The sequence below is a fragment of the Caballeronia sordidicola genome, assembly GCF_002220365.1.
Taxonomy (GTDB): domain Bacteria; phylum Pseudomonadota; class Gammaproteobacteria; order Burkholderiales; family Burkholderiaceae; genus Caballeronia; species Caballeronia sordidicola_C.
This window is the reverse complement of sequence record NZ_MTHB01000030.1, coordinates 1-17,755: the sequence shown is the minus strand read 5'-3', so window position 1 is coordinate 17,755 and position 17,755 is coordinate 1. Positions and strand designations below refer to the sequence as shown.

General features: G+C 58.0%; 18 protein-coding genes and 2 pseudogenes. 14 read left to right on the top strand and 6 right to left on the bottom strand.

The genetic code is table 11. The annotated features are described in order from the left end of the window. The 3 genes and pseudogenes from BSU04_RS46230 to BSU04_RS04675 form a co-directional block, all read left to right on the top strand. Positions 1–250: hypothetical protein (locus tag BSU04_RS46230; protein WP_218827233.1), on the top strand; the 250-nt coding region annotated here is incomplete at its 5' end. A 312-nt stretch (positions 251–562) separates the two neighbouring features. Further along, positions 563–1,561 (top strand): site-specific integrase, encoded by a 999-nt coding sequence (locus BSU04_RS04680; protein ID WP_089159508.1) that lies wholly within the window; start codon positions 563–565, stop codon positions 1,559–1,561. 142 nt (positions 1,562–1,703) lie between these two features. Then, positions 1,704–1,919: pseudogene (locus BSU04_RS04675) on the top strand (tyrosine-type recombinase/integrase); the annotation flags it as partial. Positions 1,920–2,079: 160 nt separating this feature from the next. Here BSU04_RS04675 and BSU04_RS49125 read toward each other — a convergent pair. The 3 genes and pseudogenes from BSU04_RS49125 to BSU04_RS48715 form a co-directional block, all read right to left on the bottom strand. Next, positions 2,080–2,277: pseudogene (locus tag BSU04_RS49125) on the bottom strand (hypothetical protein); the annotation flags it as partial. Between the two features lie 62 nt (positions 2,278–2,339). Then, positions 2,340–3,332, bottom strand: coding sequence for a group II intron maturase-specific domain-containing protein (locus tag BSU04_RS04665; protein WP_373452795.1), 993 nt, complete (start codon positions 3,330–3,332; stop codon positions 2,340–2,342). After that, positions 3,293–3,655 carry a reverse transcriptase domain-containing protein gene (locus tag BSU04_RS48715; RefSeq protein WP_373452794.1) on the bottom strand — a complete coding sequence of 121 codons (363 nt, stop codon included), beginning with the start codon at positions 3,653–3,655 and terminating at the stop codon, positions 3,293–3,295. Before BSU04_RS48715 ends, BSU04_RS04665 begins: the two co-directional genes overlap by 40 nt. A 29-nt stretch (positions 3,656–3,684) precedes the next feature. Here BSU04_RS48715 and BSU04_RS04660 point away from each other — a divergent pair, with 29 nt between their 5' ends. The 3 genes from BSU04_RS04660 (at position 3,685) to BSU04_RS04650 (ending at position 6,575) form a co-directional block, all read left to right on the top strand. Beyond that, positions 3,685–4,002 carry a Y4bD/Y4pK family protein gene (locus BSU04_RS04660; protein ID WP_089159505.1) on the top strand — a complete coding sequence of 106 codons (318 nt, stop codon included), beginning with the start codon at positions 3,685–3,687 and terminating at the stop codon, positions 4,000–4,002. Positions 4,003–4,054: 52 nt separating this feature from the next. Then, on the top strand, positions 4,055–4,387 hold the full coding sequence (locus tag BSU04_RS04655) for a DUF6788 family protein (protein WP_089159504.1): 333 nt from the start codon (positions 4,055–4,057) through the stop codon (positions 4,385–4,387). Positions 4,388–4,523: 136 nt separating this feature from the next. After that, positions 4,524–6,575: a recombinase family protein gene (locus BSU04_RS04650; RefSeq protein WP_089159503.1), complete on the top strand. Its 2,052-nt coding sequence runs from the start codon at positions 4,524–4,526 to the stop codon at positions 6,573–6,575. Between the two features lie 11 nt (positions 6,576–6,586). Here the strand turns inward: BSU04_RS04650 and BSU04_RS04645 are convergent, their stop codons facing one another. The 3 genes from BSU04_RS04645 to BSU04_RS04630 all read right to left on the bottom strand — a co-directional run bounded on the left by BSU04_RS04645 (position 6,587) and on the right by BSU04_RS04630 (position 9,963). Next, on the bottom strand, positions 6,587–7,000 hold the full coding sequence (locus tag BSU04_RS04645) for a reverse transcriptase N-terminal domain-containing protein (RefSeq protein WP_089159502.1): 414 nt from the start codon (positions 6,998–7,000) through the stop codon (positions 6,587–6,589). A 934-nt stretch (positions 7,001–7,934) separates the two neighbouring features. After that, positions 7,935–8,912, bottom strand: coding sequence for an IS110 family transposase (locus tag BSU04_RS04635; RefSeq protein WP_089159500.1), 978 nt, complete (start codon positions 8,910–8,912; stop codon positions 7,935–7,937). A 424-nt stretch (positions 8,913–9,336) separates the two neighbouring features. After that, the gene (locus BSU04_RS04630) at positions 9,337–9,963 is read right to left on the bottom strand and encodes a TetR/AcrR family transcriptional regulator (RefSeq protein WP_179258205.1); all 627 of its coding nucleotides are present in this window, start codon (positions 9,961–9,963) and stop codon (positions 9,337–9,339) included. A gap of 319 nt (positions 9,964–10,282) precedes the next feature. Between BSU04_RS04630 and BSU04_RS04625 the strand changes: the two genes are divergently transcribed. From BSU04_RS04625 to BSU04_RS04590, 8 genes are all read left to right on the top strand, one after another. Further along, a complete protein-coding gene (locus BSU04_RS04625; RefSeq protein ID WP_089159498.1) occupies positions 10,283–10,942 on the top strand; it encodes an SRPBCC family protein in 660 nt (219 codons plus the stop codon). Between the two features lie 13 nt (positions 10,943–10,955). After that, positions 10,956–11,843 carry an FAD binding domain-containing protein gene (locus BSU04_RS04620; RefSeq protein ID WP_089159497.1) on the top strand — a complete coding sequence of 296 codons (888 nt, stop codon included), beginning with the start codon at positions 10,956–10,958 and terminating at the stop codon, positions 11,841–11,843. Then, a complete protein-coding gene (locus tag BSU04_RS04615; protein WP_089159496.1) occupies positions 11,836–12,339 on the top strand; it encodes a (2Fe-2S)-binding protein in 504 nt (167 codons plus the stop codon). Before BSU04_RS04620 ends, BSU04_RS04615 begins: the two co-directional genes overlap by 8 nt. After that, entirely contained in the window at positions 12,333–14,687 is a 2,355-nt protein-coding gene (locus BSU04_RS04610) for a xanthine dehydrogenase family protein molybdopterin-binding subunit (RefSeq protein ID WP_306427171.1), read from the top strand. The genes BSU04_RS04615 and BSU04_RS04610 overlap by 7 nt, the downstream gene beginning before the upstream one ends. A 599-nt stretch (positions 14,688–15,286) precedes the next feature. Next, entirely contained in the window at positions 15,287–15,706 is a 420-nt protein-coding gene (locus BSU04_RS04605; protein ID WP_089159495.1) for a TetR family transcriptional regulator C-terminal domain-containing protein, read from the top strand. Next, positions 15,703–16,389, top strand: a complete 687-nt coding sequence (locus tag BSU04_RS04600; protein ID WP_089159494.1) for a type 1 glutamine amidotransferase domain-containing protein — start codon at positions 15,703–15,705, stop codon at positions 16,387–16,389. Before BSU04_RS04605 ends, BSU04_RS04600 begins: the two co-directional genes overlap by 4 nt. Before the next feature lie 73 nt (positions 16,390–16,462). After that, entirely contained in the window at positions 16,463–17,452 is a 990-nt protein-coding gene (locus BSU04_RS04595; RefSeq protein WP_089159493.1) for a zinc-binding dehydrogenase, read from the top strand. Positions 17,453–17,545: 93 nt separating this feature from the next. Beyond that, positions 17,546–17,755, top strand: a 210-nt coding sequence (locus BSU04_RS04590; RefSeq protein WP_218827232.1) for a hypothetical protein, incomplete at its 3' end; no start/stop codon positions are given.

Below are 17,755 nucleotides of genomic sequence, written 5' to 3'. Positions count from 1 at the left end.
GAGTGCCGTGACGGCACCGTTGCGAGTGATCTTCATTGTGAGTCTCCCTGAATTGGGGGGAAATCCCCAGGAAGACGACACTCCAATGACGTCGAAAACTCAAGCGCCCACCGTAGCGCAGATCACTTACACAAAATCCGTATTGATTCACCGCCCCGTAACGACGCTGGCGAAGACCGCGACCACCGACGTGCAAACACCGCGTTTCCGTCCCAATGATCGCCTGCTGGCCTTCTTGAAGACCCTCTGATTATTCCGTATTGGCGCGGCCCCAAAGCCGGGTATTCTCCGGGGATTGCAGGCCCCGAAGATCGGTATGCGGAATAATCCGGGACTCGGAATAATGCCTCAAATTCCGCATGCGGAATTAGAGGCACGTATTTGCGACGAACACACTTGTACACTGGTACCAGTCCGGACAGGATCCCGAGCGCCGTCTGCCAATCCTGGCGGCATACCTCGGCCATGTCCACATCGAGGATACGCAGTGGTATTTAAACGGCTCGCCCGAACTGATGTGTGAGGCGATGCGCCGACTCGAACAGCGCTGGGGGAATCGGCCATGACTACTTTCGCCACCTTTGCTCCACTCCTGGAACGTTTCTTCACGCAGCGCCTGATGCAGCAGCGCCAGGCGAGTCCTCACACCATCAGTTCCTATCGCGATACCTTTCGTCAATTTCTGAAGTTCGTGCAGCAGCGCCTGCATAAGCCACCATCTCGGTTGAACCTTGAGGAAATCGATGCGCCCCTGATCGTCGCGTTCCTTGAGCAGCTTGAGAAGCACCAGGGCGTTAGTGTACGCACCCGCAATCTGCGCCTCGCGGCAATCCATTCCTTCTTTCTCTACGCCGCTCTTGAGGCACCCACACATTCCGCCCAGATCCAGCGAGTGCTTGCCATTCCCAGCAAACGCTTCACCCGTACGCTGGTCCACTTCCTCACGCGTCCTGAAGTCGATGCCTTGCTTGCCGCCCCTGATCAACATACCTGGTCTGGTCGGCGTGATCACGCCTTTCTATTAGTCGCAGTACAGACCGGTCTGCGCCTGTCCGAGATGACCGGGCTCAATCGTGAGGACCTGATCCTTGGCGCCGGTGCTCACGTGCGAGTAATCGGGAAAGGTCGGAAAGAGCGCTGTACACCCATCGCCAGATCCACACTCGCCGTATTGAAAGCGTGGCTGCGAGAACCGCAACGCGGTGATGGCAAGGTACTGTTTCCCAGCGAGCGAGGCGAACGACTCAGCGTTCATGGCGTGCAATACCTGCTAAACAAACATCGCGAGACGGCAAGTAAAGTTTGCCCCTCATTGAAGCAGAAACAGGTCACTGTCCACCGTTTGAGACACACGATGGCCATGGATCTTCTGCAAGCAGGAGTTGATCGATCTGTGATTGCGTTGTGGCTCGGACATGAATCGGTGGAAACCACGCAGATCTATCTCGAAGCGACGCTTGCGATGAAGGAGCAGGCCCTTGAGAAGGCATCCCCTCCACGCGGCAAGCCAGGACGCTACCGGCCGGCAGACCAGCTCCTAAGCTTCCTGAATAGCCTGTAGGGTCCACAGAATTATGTCGGGCGACGGGCTGAGCACTTCTGCTATCCGAGCTGCATCTTCGAACAATCACGGACGCTCAATCATGTCACCCGACATAATCAGGAAGGGTAGATAGTGTCTCTTATATCGTTGGGGAGATTAGAGACACGCGACTGCCATGCACCTGCTTCAGGCTGGCGTCGACCTCACGGTCATCGCGTTGTGGCTGGGTCACGAGAACCCAGCGACCACGCACATGTATATAGAGGCAGACCTGGCAATGAAGGAAAGAGCCCTCAGTACGCTTCAGTTGTCCCACTGCAGGCATCGCCGCTACCGGCCCACCGATCGCGTGCTGCAGTTTCTCGAGGGCTTGTGATTATGCGCGGCCAAGTGCACTGATGCGATCAGTGAACCCTGCGCTGCTCTGCAATTCAAATGCGCGCGCGGCACGGTCCGTACTTCGATTCACATCGGCACGCGGCCGCGCACTCCGTTGTCTTTAACGACAAACCGTGCATAATTCCGGGGCGTCCATAATACGTGGATTCGACCACGACGCCTGCCAGCTCGGCTCGCCACGGGGCTAGGAACGCCAGAATCTTTGCCAGGTCGTTCGGCAATCGCTTTTCGGCGACCACGCGGTCCGTTTCGTCAATCACGCTCACCACGCTGTTATTCGAATGCAGGTCAATGCCGCATAGTTCATGATGACCTGTCGGGTAGCCGCCATGCATTGCTGCACAGCGGCCCCCTCAGAACCGTGCATGCACCTTTTAATGCACACGGCTCAAGCCTTTCAAAGCCCCCGATTGGGAGCCGGTTTCGTTACTGTTAGACCACGACTATGGATCTGTTGGTGGCAGACCGGATGGACCATGACGAGATTGGCCCGCGCACTCGATCCTCCGTCCACGCGGCGAACGATGTGATGAACGTGCCATCCCGTCGTTGCTGTGATACGTTGCTGACATACGAGGCAAGCCCGATCCTGATCCAGCCAGAGACGGATCAAGCGCCCTCGACCTGACAGGGTGTTCACCATTTTCAAACCATAGCGGTCTTCGAAGTAGCGTTCCCATGCCGGGTCGAAGGGGTTGGCTCCGCCACGGACTTGTGTATGTCGCCGGATTGGGACGTCAGACGCTTTGCGCAGCCTCAATCGTCTTGGGTTCCCATCTGCCGTTAGTTCACCAGTATCCGCCGCAAATACCCAGTGCCGCGCCCCCTCGCGGTGGAAGTATCGCGCGCTGATCCATCGTGCGCCCTTGCACGGATGCCGACGGCAACACCATCGCCACAACGCCTGCCATATGCCAGTATCAACCGCGCTGTAGACTTCTTTCGAGACAACGTGTCTGTGGTAGTTCGCCCAGCCATCAATAATCGGGTTGAGCAGGCCGATCAGACTGACCTGTTTGGCCGATGCGTTGCCCTTGATGACGGTGCGCACTTTCGTCAGAAACGTTTGAACATTCTTTTTTGATGGCTTGATGAGTAACTTGCCGTTTGGGTATTTTCGAATGTTCTGCCCGAGGAAGTCGAACCCCTGCGAGATATGCGTGATCTTGGTTTTTTTCGGGGAGAGCGTCAGTCCGCGCTCGATCAGAAAGGCCTCGACCAATGGTTTGACCTCGTTTTCCAGCAACTCCTTCGAGTGACCGGTGATCACGAAGTCGTCGGCATAGCGTATCAAACCAACTTTTAGGCGAATCCATTTGCCCTCAACCCGGCGGCAGACGAACTTCTCCGCTAACCGGCGTTGCAGGCCGTCGAGCGCCCAATTTGAAATCGCTGGTGAGATGATGCCGCCCTGTGGGTTCCTGCTTCTGTGGGGAAGAGTTGCCGATCTTCGATGTATCCCGCCGTCAACCACTTCCGCAAGATCACCGTATCCGTCGGAACATTGGTGACCAACCAGGAGTGGGAGATTTCGTCGAAACATGCCCGGATATCGCCTTCTAAAATCCACTGCGGCGATGTCTTCCTTGAGAGTGCGGCGAAACATTGCTCGATGGCGTCCGCTGTTGAGCGGTCCCGGCGAAATCCATATGAGTGCGAGTCTGCGCACGTTTCCGAAACAGGTTCAAGTGCAAGCAGATATAACGCCTGCATTGCTCTATCGACCATGCAAGGGACGGTCAATGCGAACTGCACAGGAGCTCAGCGAGCATTTGGGTTGGGCTGAGATCCGCCATCCTTTTCATCCGCTCAAGGGCCAACGCTTTCCCGTCCTGAAGACCCGCCGCGTCTCGGGTACCGACACGCTGCTTCTGCGTGATGCAGAGCGTGGCAGCTTCAGCATTGCGCGCGAATGGACCGACTGGGGCACACCGTCCGTCCACGACGACACCATCGGCCCCGTGTGTTATTTCGATCTGCACATGTTGCTGGAGCTGATCGCGTTGATCGACCAGCTTGCCGCTTCGCCGCCCAAGAAGTCATCGACCAAAGGAGCTTGATCAATGCGATTCCTTGTCCTATTATCAGACCAGTCTTACATGTGGTCCGCCAATGGAAGATATTTCGTCATCCTATTTGCGCAGACGCCGCGCGCAATTGCTCAAGCAAATGCCGGCGTTGGAGACGCTTCTGCGCGGCTCGCTCATCGAGCGCTACAAGCGCTGCGGCAAACCCGGCTGCAAGTGCGCCGAGGGTCCCGGTCACGGTCCCAAGTACTACCTGTCCGTGAGCTTTCCCGGCCGCCGGCCGCAAATGGACTACGTGCCGCAAGCAGACCACGCCGACGTCACCGAACGCCTGGCGAACTATCACCGCGTCCGCGAGATCATCGAGGAGATCTGCGAGATCAACCGCGAACTATTGCGCCGCCGCGAGGCGCTCTGAGGGGCGCCGGTGAGCCAGTCTCCGCTGTCACTCACCCACATCATCGATCCGCAATCGGCCGGCGTACTCATCGCCAACATGCTCGAGGCCTGGCTCACCGCCGGGCCCGCGCTGGAGCTTACCGAGGAGGCCTTCGATGAACACCAAGATCACCCCGCAACATCAGAGCAAACCGGCGTACATCTATATCCGCCAGAGTACGCTGGCCCAGGTACGGCACCATCAGGAGAGCACCGAGCGTCAGTATGCGTTGCGCGACAAAGCGCTGGCACTGGGTTGGCCGCAGACGGCGATCCGGATCCTGGACCGCGACCTCGGTCAATCGGGAGCACAGATGACGGGCCGCGAGGACTTCAAGACCCTCGTGGCGGACGTCTCGATGGGGAACGTGGGTGCTGTATTCGCACTGGAAGTTTCCCGCCTGGCACGCTCGAATCTGGACTGGCATCGCCTGCTCGAGTTGTGTGCGCTCACACATACCCTCGTAATCGATGCCGATGGTTGCTACGACGCAGGCGACTTCAACGATGGCCTGATACTGGGTCTCAAAGGTACGATGGCACAGGCGGAGCTACATTTCTTGCGCGGGCGCCTCCAGGGCGGCAAACTCAACAAGGCGAAGAAAGGTGAGTTGCGCTTTCCACTGCCTGTCGGCTTGTGCTATGACGACGACGGTCGCATCGTCCTGGATCCCGATGATGAGGTACGCGGCGCCGTGCAGCTGGTGTTTCGTCTGTTTCAGGAAACCGGCAGCGCATATGCCGTCGTCAAGCGATTTGCCGAAGAGGGCCTGCGCTTTCCGAAGCGTGCCTATGGCGGTGCCTGGGCAGGCCGACTCATCTGGGGGCGCCTGAGCCACGAACGCGTACTCGGGCTGATCAGGAATCCTTCCTATGCGGGCGATTATGTCTTTGGACGGTATCAGTATCGTCAACGCATAACTGCACAAGGAGAGATCCAGAAGCGCGTACAGCCGGTACCCAAAGCTGACTGGCGGGTCCATCTTCCCGACCATCACGAAGCGTATATCACCCCGGAGGAATTCGAACGCAACCAGGTACGCCTGGCGCGCAACAGGACCAACGGCGAAGGTACCGTGCTCAGCGGTGCAGCGCGCGAAGGTCTGGCACTGCTTCAAGGGATGCTGATATGCGGCCGCTGTGGCCGGGCGCTGACCGTGCGGTACCAGAGTCACGGTGGCCTTTATCCGCAGTACCTATGCAGCAGGCGTCGCCGCGAGGGTTTGGCGACCACCGATTGCATGAGCATGCGCAGCAATTTGCTCGACAACGCGATTGGCGAGGCAGTACTCACCGCGCTACAACCTGCCGAACTCGAGCTCGCGCTCACTGCCCTGAACGAACTCGAGCAGCGCGATCACGCCGTCATGCGTCAGTGGCACATGCGTATCGAACGAGCCGAGTATGAGGTCGCACTCGCCGAACGCCGCTACCAGGAATGCGATCCAGCCAACCGTCTGGTCGCGGGTACCCTCGAGCGGCGCTGGAATGACGCGATGCTTCGGCTCGATGAGATCAATACCCAAGCCGCCGAATTCCAGAGCCAGAAGGCACACGTCGACACATCCGAACAGAAGGCCCAGGTCCTCGCGTTGGCGCGCAATCTGCCGCGCCTGTGGCGTGCGCCGACGACTTCAGCGAAGGACCGCAAGCGCATGTTGCGGCTGCTCATCCGGGACATCACGGTCGAGAAACTATCTGCCGCGAAACAAGCCGTGCTGCATATCCGCTGGCAGGGCAGCGCATGCACTGATATCACCGTGGATCTACCCAGGCCGCGCCCCGAAGCAATACGCTATCCGGCGGAGACCGTCGAGCGGGTGCGCGAACTGTCGCAGCGTCTGTCCGACCCACAAATCGTTGCGCACCTCAATCAGGAAGGCTTGCGCAGTGCGACTGGCAAATCGTTCACGCTCTCCATGGTCAAATGGATTCGCTACCGATACGAGATTGCCGCAACCAGCTTCAAACGGACCGACGAGCTTACGGTACAGCAACTCGCTGACCGGCTGGGCATCAGTACACACATGGTGTATTACTGGATCGAGCGCCAGGTTGTCCAGGCCCGCAAGCTCGATGGACGCGGTCCTTGGTGGATCACGCTCAATCGCGCCAAAGAACAGCAACTGCGGCGTTGGGTACGAACTTCAGGGCATCTTCAGCGGTAACATTCCAACACTCAACTGGCAGAGGTGCAATATGAAATCACCGTCGGGATGCCGAGCGCTCTCATCTTGCCATTACTTTTTGGTATATAAATTCTCCGCAATGGTCTTGGTGCATATCCGTGCCGGGATAGATGCTTGATGGCACGGTACTTGGCATCGGGTGTGGACCACGTTACCTTGTCCACACCGGGCGTCTTCTTGCCGTGATTCTCAGTCACCCGTCGGACGGCGAGTGCCTTGCCGTTAAACGAGTGGGTCAGCAGCCATTGCAAAGCCTTAACCTTGCCCCAGCGGCCTTCCTTTGTCGCCTTGAAGATTCGCGTTTGAAGCCTTCTGACTTCCCGGTAGCACTTCGCCCAGTAAATATCGTGCCAGTGCCCCGCGTCGCCGGAAGGTGCACCAGCGCATGCTGCATTCGCCGTCATCTGCTCTCCTTCCTGTAAAGGTTTCTCAAAGCTCTCTTCATGAAAGACCTTGTCGAAGTCTGCTCGCTTTCGCGTAGGGTGATGTCGCCTAACCGGGCTCAACCCTTATCCATCCGATTACGGGGCGGCTTTCGCTTTCTCGACAATCCTCTACCCGCACCTGCCACAGCGTTCCTTGCGGTTCGCCTGCCCAGAACGGGCGCAGGTACGGGCTTACCATGTTCCGCGTAAGTAACACGAGCGGGGTAGACCCTGCCTATCCACCGGTGGCCATGTTGTCCGTGTGCCCCCACCATATACGGGAGCATCCGACCACGTACCTTTTGGTTCAAGCCTTTCAGCACCTTTGGCTTGTTGACGCTGACGATGTTTAAATGGCAGTTCACATTTGTTGGTCGTACCGCCGAGCCTGGCATCCATCCGCGCTGGTGCTTGCAGATCGCGACTCATCTCACGACTTGTCGCTGCCCCGAGGGGCGGGTTACGTTGTTCCAATGGCTTCACACCCGGCCGTTACCAGCCGCGCATGCATCGGTAGGCTACCGCCGACGGAACGGCGGGTTTCTTCGCCGAGATCGGCTGAAACAATTACTTACGCGACCTCATGTCGCACATATGAACGCGTCCCGTTTGAGCAAGATCTCGAGTGTTCTGACTGACAGGATGGGCTGCAGCTCTATATCCGGCCTTGTTGCAGTCGATACCGCCGCTGCGGGCCCCTATGAAATTCGCTGACTCGCACCTCATTCTCCTACCGAGCTCGAAGCTCTTAGCATCATTCAGGTTTAGCGAGTCCCGGTCCTACCTGGTTTGTCATCACATACGATCGCCTGCGCAACCTTTCGACGTATCATCCTGTATAAAAGTTGATCTCCGACGTCATGCTAACCGTTCATGCTGGCTTCACGCTGACGTAACCCTTCTGGTACTGCCGCTAATGTGCCAGGAGCGCCCAGATCATCCTGGCCATCTTGTTGGCAAGCCCTACGATTACCACGTTCGGCGGCCGGCGCTTGCTGATCTGCTCGAACCACGGGCCGGGTTCCTTCGCATGACTCAGTACGCTGCGCGCGCCGTGAATCAACAGCGTGCGCAGATACGTGTCGCCCCGTTTCGAGATGCCCAGCAGGTTCACCTTGCCACCGGAACCCGTCTGCTTTGGCACGAGACTAATCCATGCCGCAAACTCCCGGCCCGACTTGAACGCACTTGCTTCACCCATCGTTGCGACCGCCGCGGTCGCCGTTAGTACCCCAACGCCCGGGATTTCCATAATCGTCTTGACCGCCTTGTCCTCTTTCGTCCATTGCCGAAGCCGTCGCTCGATCTGCGCAATCTGCTCGTCCAGCTTCGTTAAGCCGTTCCATTGCTCGCGCAAGGTATCGATCAACACCATAGGCAGGCGATCCGACACCCTGGCCAGCACCGCCGGTATCGCCTTGTCGAGCGCAGCCCGGCTCTTGCCCATCACTTCGCCGTACTCGGTCAGCAGGCCGCGCAGGCTGTTGATCTGCATCGTGCGGAACTTCACCAACTGCTGGCGCATCCGGTGCAGCGCCAGCACCGCCTGCTGTGTTTCGGTTTTGACCGCGACCGGTCTGCCCGGCTGCTGCACGGCCAGCCATATCGCACGTGCGTCCGCCGCATCGTTCTTGTTGCGGATGTTGAACGCCTTGGCAAACTCCGCAGGGATCAGTCTTACCTGGTGCCCCATCCTAGTCAGCGCTCGTGCCCAGTGCTGCGCACCACCACACGCTTCCATGCCTATCAGGCAGGGCGCACGGTTCGCGAAATACTCGAGGAACTTTGCCCGCTTGACCGGTTTGTTCACGATCTCACCGGTTTCCGGATCCACGTAGTGCACCTGAAAGACGCTTTTCGCGATGTCGATTCCAACGGGTGTAAGCGGCATGACGGACCTCTCCTGTTTGCCTGTGAAGACCTCAATGATCTTCCAACTTGGGCACACGAGCCGTCGGCCCGTGAGGATCCACCGTCGGACCCCTTTCACCCCTCATCACTTACGGGTGGGACGCGTTCATTTCATTCTCCTACCGGTTAAAGCCGTTTTAGCAAACTCACTTTAACCCCGTCGCCCGGCAGGGCGGCGGGAGGAGGTCCGCTAGATGATTTTCGATAACGCACTTGCAGCGCACACCTGCAACGTTACATTTCGGCATAGATTTAACTACATCGACGCCGGGGAGACCGGCTACGAGATCGAATGCATCGAGGCGCACGTATTTCGGTCTAGGCGAGACGACGTGTCCATTGAAAATCGTTCGTTGATTTAATGTGACCACGCCATAAGCTCCCTCGGCTCGTGGCTTTTTAAGTCAGCCTGCGACGTTTCGGTGTTTTTCTGCTTTTTTGAAGATGTTTTTCGCACCGTGGAGGTATGCGTCGACCCGGTCGGCGATTACCGCGTCCAAATCGGTTGGAAGGGGCTGCCCATAAACGAACACGCGCACTCCGATGTGAAATATGCCTCCGTGCAATCCCCACAGATGCTCTAGCTCGGCTTCTGCCGCATCGTTCCGTGACGCGATGTTCAGGCTTAAGCGCGTTTCCTGGACAATGAGAGGGAAGATCCGCGTCTGGAGCACGTCAAGGTATCGATCTGGGATAAAGCGGTCCTTCATTCCGGACGAGAGCAAAATGCGCACCCATTCGGCGGTCAATACGGTATGCGCGTAGTCTTGGTAAAAGTGACAAAGCCGTGCCCGCAAGGAGGTCCCAGGCTCGATCATCCATTGTTCCCACTCGCGTTTCCAGCGGCCTAGGTAGACCTGCTCATATACGCGCTCGATCAGTGCCTGTTTCGTCGGGAAGTAGTGATACAGCAACGGGTGGGTGATACCAATCTGCTTCGCGAGATCACGCATCTGCGCGTCGAGCCCATGCGCTGAGAAAAAATTGACCGCCCCCTCAACGATTTGCTTTTCACGTTCCTCGGTGCTCAAGCGTCTTCGTGGGTTTTTTTTGTTCGGCAAAGCGTTTTTTCGGCTCGCTGACATCGGGTTTTTTCAACGTGATTAAGGTTTCCCGTCCATTGTAGTCGAGTCAAACTATCAACTCGGCGAACCGCTCATTTGCTAAGGCTGAACCAGGCGGACCGCCCAGGCAAAGCGCGGGCGGCCCCTGCCATCACTTTGCCCGATGTGCGCTGACCTCCGTGGTATTAAGCCGCGTCTCTGCAAGACTTCTATTGACCATATGGTAAACAAAGGATAAATTTGCTGAACTCGAGTAATCTGCAGTCTGTTGGAGAGGAGGCGAACGATGGAACTGTCCGGCAATCAGCTAATGAAAGCGCCGCGCATGGCTGTATGGGAGGCACTACTCGATCCGCAAACGCTTATTCGTTGCGTGACGGGCTGCGAGGACGCCGAGCGAGTGTCTGACGTTGAAACGCAAGTGAGAATTCTCGTAAAGCTCGGCCCTGTACGAGCACGCTTTGCTGGAAAAATGATTATGTCCGAGGTCGTGGCATTGCAGCGGTGCAAGCTGTCCTTCGAGGGCGTCGGAGGCGGCGCAGGCTCGGCGAAAGGCTTTTCAAATGTTGTGCTCGAAGACGAGCCCGAAGGGACGAGGTTGACCTACTCAGTGTCTGCAACGGTTGGCGGGAAATTGGGGCAGATCGGAGGTCGACTAATCGATTCGTCCGCGAAGAAAATGGCTGACGATTTTTTTTCCGCGCTCGAACGCCAGCTTCATGGTCTCTCGCCAAGCGACGATCTCAATATCCCTGTTACGTCCGATCGAGTTACCGCTGATAACGGGGCGGCCGCGGCCCGTGAGAATCGATATCTACGTTCTGATGTCGGCACCTCGTCACTGAAGACTGCCTGGAGCAACACAAGTCTGTGGTCGGAATTCTATCGCGTAGGGTGGTTCGCGCTTGGCGTAATCACCACCGTCGTTCTGAGGCATGTGTCATGAAGGAAATACATTCATGAAAGCTGCGGCTTTTGAATTCGTTCGCCCGAACGCTCTAAACGAAGTGTTCGCACTTCTCGATGAATACAGGGACGAAGCCAGGATCATCGCAGGCGGCCAGACGCTTTTGGCGACGCTGAATATGCGGCTATCTGAACCTCAGCTTTTGATCGACATCGGCGCACTGATAGAGTTGCGCGACATTACGGTTGCTGGCGACACGCTCAGCATCGGCGCGCTGGTCACGCATGCGCAGATCGAGGATTCGGCGCTGGTACGTCGCCATGCCCCGTTGCTCGCAGATGTAGCACCACATGTCGCCCACCGCGCAATTCGCAACCTCGGGACTTTCGGGGGCTCGATTGCATTTGCTGACCCCGCTGCAGAATGGCCGACTTGCCTCGTCGCACTGCGAGGGCGTGTGGTCATCGGGGGCATTGACGGAACACGCCGGGTCGACGCGGACGAATTCTTCCAGGATTTGTACACGACGGCGTTACGGCCGGCGGAGATAGTGCTCGCTTGCGAAGTGCCTATTGCGCAAGAAGGATTTCACCACGAATTCGATGAGTTGGTTCGTCGTCATGGTGACTACGCAATCGTGGGCGCCGCAGTCACGGGCAACACGGCGGCGAGCCGCACTACCAATGTTCGCGTCGTCTTTCTGGGCTGCGGCAACGTCCCATTGCGCGCAAAGGACGTTGAGTCGCGAATCGAAAATATGGTACTGACAATGGACGCGGTCAATGACATTGCGGCTACTCTCAACATCGATCCGGGCGCGGACCTGTACCACAGCGAAGAGACCAAGCGGCATCTCGCTCGGGTGACGCTTAACCGGTTGCTGCGCAAATTCGTCGCGGCGGGCAGCATTTCCTCTGGCGCAGAAGGCTTTCATGGCTGAACTTACGACAATTCGGCTCAATGTCAACGGGCATACCGTAATCCGAGACGTTGAGCCACGTACCCATCTGATCGACTTTCTCAGGGACTCGCTGCAGATAAAAGGGGCGCGCGTGGGTTGCGAACATGGCGTGTGCGGCGCTTGTACCGTTCGGCTTAACGACAAGATGGTACGAGGATGTCTAGTGCTCGCGGTCCAGACCGACAACTCCCGAGTTGAGACGATCGAGGGCGCAAGCGATCGTGGCGATCTTGCAGAGTTGCAGGCCGCCTTTCACGCGAGAAATGCATTGCAATGTGGTTTTTGCACGACAGGAATGCTGTTCACCGCAGCCGAACTAATCGCTCTTCAGCCGGACGCTACACGCGATGAAATCCGCAAATTCATGTCGGGTAATTACTGTCGCTGTACGGGATATCAAGCGATCGTTGATGCGATCGCTGACGTGTTGGCAGCTCGTGCGAAGCAACATGCGTCGGAGCACCGAGCATGTTGAGACCATTGTCCCCAGGGGTAGATGTCTTGGACGATAAACGTTATATCGGCCACGCGGTGCCGCGTCCGAATGCGCTGAGGCTTTTGCAAGGGCGCGGAACGTACGTTGACGACATTGTGCTGCCGCGCATGGCGCACGTGGTCTACTGGCGCAGCCCTGTCGCCCACGCAAAGATCACCGCGTTCGATAGCAGTTTTGCACGCATGATGCCGGGAGTCGTTGGCATCTACCAGGCGAGCGATCTAAAGAGTGTTTGTACACCTTGGGTAGGGACGCTGAGCCACTTGCAAGGCATGAAATCCGCGCCCCAGTATCCTCTCGCGCCCGGGCATCTCTGTTGGCAAGGCGAGCCGGTGTATGCCGTGGTCGCGGAGTCTCGCCGGGAGGCGGAGGACGCAATTCCGTATCTTCGGGTTGAATGGGAGGAGCTCCCAGTCGTCTCGAATATGGAACGCGCGCTTGACGCCGACGCCCCCGTTATTCATCCGGAACTCGGGGATAACCTCTGCTTAACCAAAACCATTGATACTGGTGGTGTCACAGCGGCCTTTGCTGCGGCAGATATAGTCGTCGAGGAAACGTATCATTTCGGTCGCCATACCGGTGTTACCCTGGAGGCGCGTTCGGTCCTTGCCGACTTCAACGCCGGCGAGAACACCCTGACGGTCTACCATTCGCATCAGGCGCCGCACATGATGCAGGATTTGTATTCTCGTCATCTTGGTCTGCCAGAGTCGTCGGTGCGCGTTATCTGCAAGGATGTAGGCGGCTCTTTCGGCATTAAGGTTCATTCGTATCCCGATGACTTCGCCACCGTTGCTATCGCGAAGATCTTAAGAAGACCCGTCAAGTTCGTCGCCGACCGGCTCGAGTCGTTCGTGAGCGACGTGCACGCGCGCGAGCATCGCGTGCATGCTCGCCTTGCCGCCATGGCCGACGGGCGCATCGTGGGCTTTGAAATCGACGACCTTACTGGAGTGGGTCCGTATTCTGTCTATCCGCGAACCAGTGGCATAGAAGGCAACCAGGTACTCAACGTCACGGGCGGTCCTTACCGGCACCAACACTATCGAGCCACACTGCGGGTCGTATTCCAGAATAAGCCGCCGATGAGTCAGTATCGTGGTGTCGGGCATCCTATCGCCTGTGCGGTCACCGAGGGATTGGTCGATCTTGCTGCGCAAAAATTAGGTATCGACCCATTGGCCTTTCGTAGACTCAATGTCATGCGCGACGACAGCTATCCGTGCGCTGGAGCGTCAGGTATCAAACTCGAAGCGCTGTCCCACGAAGCATGCCTTAATAAGGTCGAAGGACTGGTCGACTACGAGCGCCTAAGAGAGGAACAGCATGCGCTCCGCCAAAAAAATGTCTATCGGGGCATTGGTATAGCGACAATGGTCGAGCTAACGAATCCAGGCGCTGCCTTTTACGGCGTAGGTGGCGCTCGCATAGCTGCGCAAGACGGTGCAACCGTGCGTCTGGACGCAGGAGGTGGGATTACGGTGCTTGTCAGCGTTGGCGAGCAAGGGCAGGGAACCGAAACCATTTTTGCGCAAATCGCGGCCGACGTACTCTCGATACCAATAGGGCTCGTCAAAGTCGTCACTGGAGACACGGGCGTTACGCCTTACGGCGGAGGCACATGGGCTTCGCGAGGCGCAGGGATTGGCGGTGAAGCCGTTTTGCAGGCAGCGACCGCGTTGTCGGCCCAAATCATCGACTTGGCGGCGAAGGTTTTTCAGTTAGAGAATGAACATTTGCGTATCAGTAATGGTGTCGTGGTCGATGCCTCGGACGGTTCCTCGGTGGTTGCGTTAGCGGATCTCGCTGCCCAGGCATATTTCCGCCCGGATACGCTACCGCGAGATGTTCATCCGGAGCTGTCAGCGACTCGCCACTTCGCTCAACGTGATTACCCGTTCGTATTTACTAACGGCGTCCACGTCTCTCACGTCGAAGTGGACGTTGGGACGGGAATAGTCAAATTGCTCAAGCACTGGGTCGTCGAGGATTGCGGTCGTGTTCTCAACCCGATGTTAGTTGATGAGCAAATTCGTGGGGCGGTCGTCCAAGGGATAGGAGGTGTCCTTTTTGAACAATGCCTCTATGACGAAAGCGGGTCGCTTCGCAACGGCAACATGGCCGACTATCTTGTGCCGATGGCCGCTGAGATGCCGGATATCGATGTGGCGCACGTTGAAACGCCTACGGCCACCTCCAAGCTCGGTGCGAAAGGCGCGGGCGAGGCGGGGACAGCCGGTGCGCCGGCGGCGATCATGAACGCAATCAATGATGCGCTTGCTCCGTTTAGCGCGCGGTTAGCGTCGCATCCTATTACCCCCTGAAAAAATCCTGATTGCTCTTGGTATCGTGGGCAGTCAAAGTAAGGGCCGCACTGAGGAGTATCGTCTCCCGGTGAAATAAAGCTGGCAGTGGATGCGGTTTTAGACGTAGAGGATGTGACGCAAGGGGCTGCTACTAGCGAGGTAGCAAGGAGTAACGGAAAGGCATGGGCGCATTTTTGGATCAACGAACAGCGTGCGCGTCTGTGAAAAGCTGGAATTTCGATCATGAAATATACCTTTAGATTGCGTTAGAAAATTGCTGACGGCTGCTCAAGCGACGCATTGGAGACTTCCGCGGTTTTTTAAATCGGGTTCTGCGGCTCTCGTCTAGCTCTGCCTGCAAAGCGTCTGCTGGCGCATCCTTCTTACCCTGCTCGAGTGGAAATGGTAGCCCCAGGAAATGGTCGCCCCAGCAGATATCGGGCACACTAGAGCGCATGGTGCGATGTGATGTCGCGTAAGGAATTGTTTCATCTGGCGTTGTTGGCCAGAGAGAAGACCGGCTGTTCTGTCAGCCGTAACCTGCCGGTGCATGCGTCGCCGCTTACTCAGGGCGCCTCGACGAGCTGTTCGGTCAGCCCGGCGTCAACGGTCGTGACATGCTGCTGAGCTACTGGGCCGCCTGGCAGCAGGAACAACTCGACCAGGACGGCGACGAAAAGTGTCTGGTGGTGAAGCTGAGTGCGGAAGTCGGCGACCTGTCCGATGAGATGCGTGTCGTGCTGCGCGACGGCGTCGAGCGCTTGATGGTCCGTCTTGCTGCAGTGATCGAAGAGGGTCAGGCAGACGGCTCGCTTTCGCCGGAGATCCGCGCCACAGAAGCGGCTGAACTGCTTTATCAAATGTGGCTCGGCGCGGCGCGGCGCTCATCACCAAGCTTCGACAAGATGGAAGCGCAATGGCGCAAGCCATGGCGGTTACACAGTGCGTACTGCGCGCGCCTTGAGACGCTGCCGCGACCCTTCGCGGCAGCGTCTCGATGGCGCAACATTCCCCTTGATTCTGGAACACACGCATGAAAATCCTGATGGTTTTGACCTCGCACGACCGCCTCGGCAACACCGGGCATCTGACCGGCTTCTGGCTGGAGGAATTCGCTGCCCCGTACTACACCTTTAAGGACGCGGGCGCCGAACTGACACTCGCTTCGCCGGCCGGCGGGCAGCCGCCGCTCGACCCGAAGAGCGATGCGCCGGAAGCCCAAACGCCGGCAACAGAACGCTTTCGCGCCGACCCGGATGCACAAGCGCAACTGGCCCATACCAGCCTGCTAGCCGAGGTGAATGAAGCCGACTTCGACGCCGTGTTCTATCCGGGCGGCCACGGTCCATTGTGGGACCTCGCCGAGAGTGCAGAATCGATCGCTTTGATCGAAGCATTCGACCAGGCCGGCAAGCCGGTCTCGTTCGTGTGCCACGCGCCGGGCGCCCTTCGACGAGTGAAGTCACAGGACGGCAGTCCGTTCGTCAAGGGCCGCAACGTCACCGGTTTTTCGAACAGCGAAGAAGCTGCGGTGCAATTGACCGACGTGGTCCCGTTCCTCATCGAGGACGAGTTTAAGCGTCTTGGGGCTCATTACAGCAAGGGACCGGACTGGCAGAGCCACGTTCTCATCGACGGCCGTCTGGTCACAGGGCAGAACCCTGCTTCGTCCGAAGCTGTAGCTGAGGCGCTACTGAAGCTTCTTGAACAGAAGCACTGACAGATCCACTCACAAATTAATTGGCTCTGCGCAGAGCGGAACCCTCGTCGTTGCACATTCCAGGAGATTGTTTGTGCGTAGCGTTATCCATTCCTCTTTCGGCAATCCCGCTGAAGTGCTGCAAGTCGCGGAACGTCCCACGCCGAATCCCGGTGCGGGTCAGGTGCGCATCAAGTCGACCTTGTCGCCGATCCACAATCACGACCTGTGGACGATTCGCGGTCAATACGGCTACAAGCCGCAACTGCCGGCTGTCGGCGGCAGTGAAGTTTCCGGCGTGGTTGACGCGATCGGCGAAGGTGTAGAGCGGATTAAGGTCGGTCAGCGCGTGGTGGTAGCCGGCATTCACGAAGCCTGGGCCGATTACGTTGTGGCGCCGGCGGCAGCAGTGATTCCGCTGCCTGACGCGGTGAGCGAGGAGGTCGGCTGTCAGTTGATCGCCATGCCGTTGAGCGCGGTGATGCTGCTTGACTATCTGCACCTCGAGCCGGGGCAGTGGTTTATCCAAAATACGGCGAATGGTGCGGTCGGTAAGACCTTGGCGATGCTGGCCAACGCGCGCGGCATCAATGGGGTCAATCTGATCCGGCGCGAGGCGGGCATTGCGGAATTGGCCGCGGTGGGCATCGGTAACGCGGTGTCGACCGAAAGCGGGGACTGGAAGGAGCAGGTTCGTGGCCTCGTCGGCGACGCGCCCCTGGCAGCGGGCATCGATTCGGTGGGTGGTGATGCCAGCGGCGACATCTTCGGTCTGCTTGGCGAGAACGGCACCCTGCTTTCGTTCGGCGCCATGTCCGGTCAGCCGATGCGTCGAAACTCGGGTGATGCCATCTTCAAGCAGGCGACCGTCAAGGGTTTCTGGGCGAGCAAGATTTCCGAGGTCACGTCGGGCGCGGATAAAGCGCGCATGATTGGTGAACTGCTGACGCTCGCTGCATCGGGCGAGTTGAAACTGCCGGTCGAAGCGATATTCGATGTTGAGAACGCGACACTTGCGGCGGCGGCGAGTGAGAAGAGCGGGCGAGGTTCAAAGCTGCATTACACATGCGAGGGGCGAAGATAATGCCGGATAATGTGGCCCCATTTTCGACGCCACGCCCCCATGAATCAATCCGTTTGCGCTGCCCCCACAAAACTGGCTACCAACGAACGCAAGATGATGGCCGTTCGAGCTTTGGCGGGCGCAGAACCGGTTAGCGCCCTGGCCGCCCGGCATGGCGTGAGCCGCCCGCTCGTCTACCGGCAGATGCACAAGGCCAACGCCGCGCTGGATGATCTCTTTTCGACTGAGCAGGCTGACGACCAGAACAAAGTGCTGTTCTCGTTGCCGGTCACCAAACGATGGCTGGAACAGGCCACGCTCGGG

Bases quoted from the DNA above. Each gene is read 5' to 3' on its own strand.
- BSU04_RS04605 (WP_089159495.1), top strand. From the start codon at position 15,287: ATGCTGCTGAGCTACTGGGCCGCCTGGCAGCAGGAACAACTCGACCAG.
- BSU04_RS04600 (WP_089159494.1), top strand. From the start codon at position 15,703: ATGAAAATCCTGATGGTTTTGACCTCGCACGACCGCCTCGGCAACACC.
- BSU04_RS04650 (WP_089159503.1), top strand. From the start codon at position 4,524: ATGAACACCAAGATCACCCCGCAACATCAGAGCAAACCGGCGTACATC.
- BSU04_RS04615 (WP_089159496.1), top strand. From the start codon at position 11,836: ATGGCTGAACTTACGACAATTCGGCTCAATGTCAACGGGCATACCGTA.
- BSU04_RS48715 (WP_373452794.1), bottom strand. From the start codon at position 3,655: ATGCAGGCGTTATATCTGCTTGCACTTGAACCTGTTTCGGAAACGTGC.
- BSU04_RS04680 (WP_089159508.1), top strand. From the start codon at position 563: ATGACTACTTTCGCCACCTTTGCTCCACTCCTGGAACGTTTCTTCACG.
- BSU04_RS04625 (WP_089159498.1), top strand. From the start codon at position 10,283: ATGGAACTGTCCGGCAATCAGCTAATGAAAGCGCCGCGCATGGCTGTA.
- BSU04_RS04635 (WP_089159500.1), bottom strand. From the start codon at position 8,912: ATGCCGCTTACACCCGTTGGAATCGACATCGCGAAAAGCGTCTTTCAG.
- BSU04_RS04660 (WP_089159505.1), top strand. From the start codon at position 3,685: ATGCGAACTGCACAGGAGCTCAGCGAGCATTTGGGTTGGGCTGAGATC.
- BSU04_RS04655 (WP_089159504.1), top strand. From the start codon at position 4,055: ATGGAAGATATTTCGTCATCCTATTTGCGCAGACGCCGCGCGCAATTG.
- BSU04_RS04645 (WP_089159502.1), bottom strand. From the start codon at position 7,000: ATGACGGCGAATGCAGCATGCGCTGGTGCACCTTCCGGCGACGCGGGG.
- BSU04_RS04610 (WP_306427171.1), top strand. From the start codon at position 12,333: ATGTTGAGACCATTGTCCCCAGGGGTAGATGTCTTGGACGATAAACGT.
- BSU04_RS04620 (WP_089159497.1), top strand. From the start codon at position 10,956: ATGAAAGCTGCGGCTTTTGAATTCGTTCGCCCGAACGCTCTAAACGAA.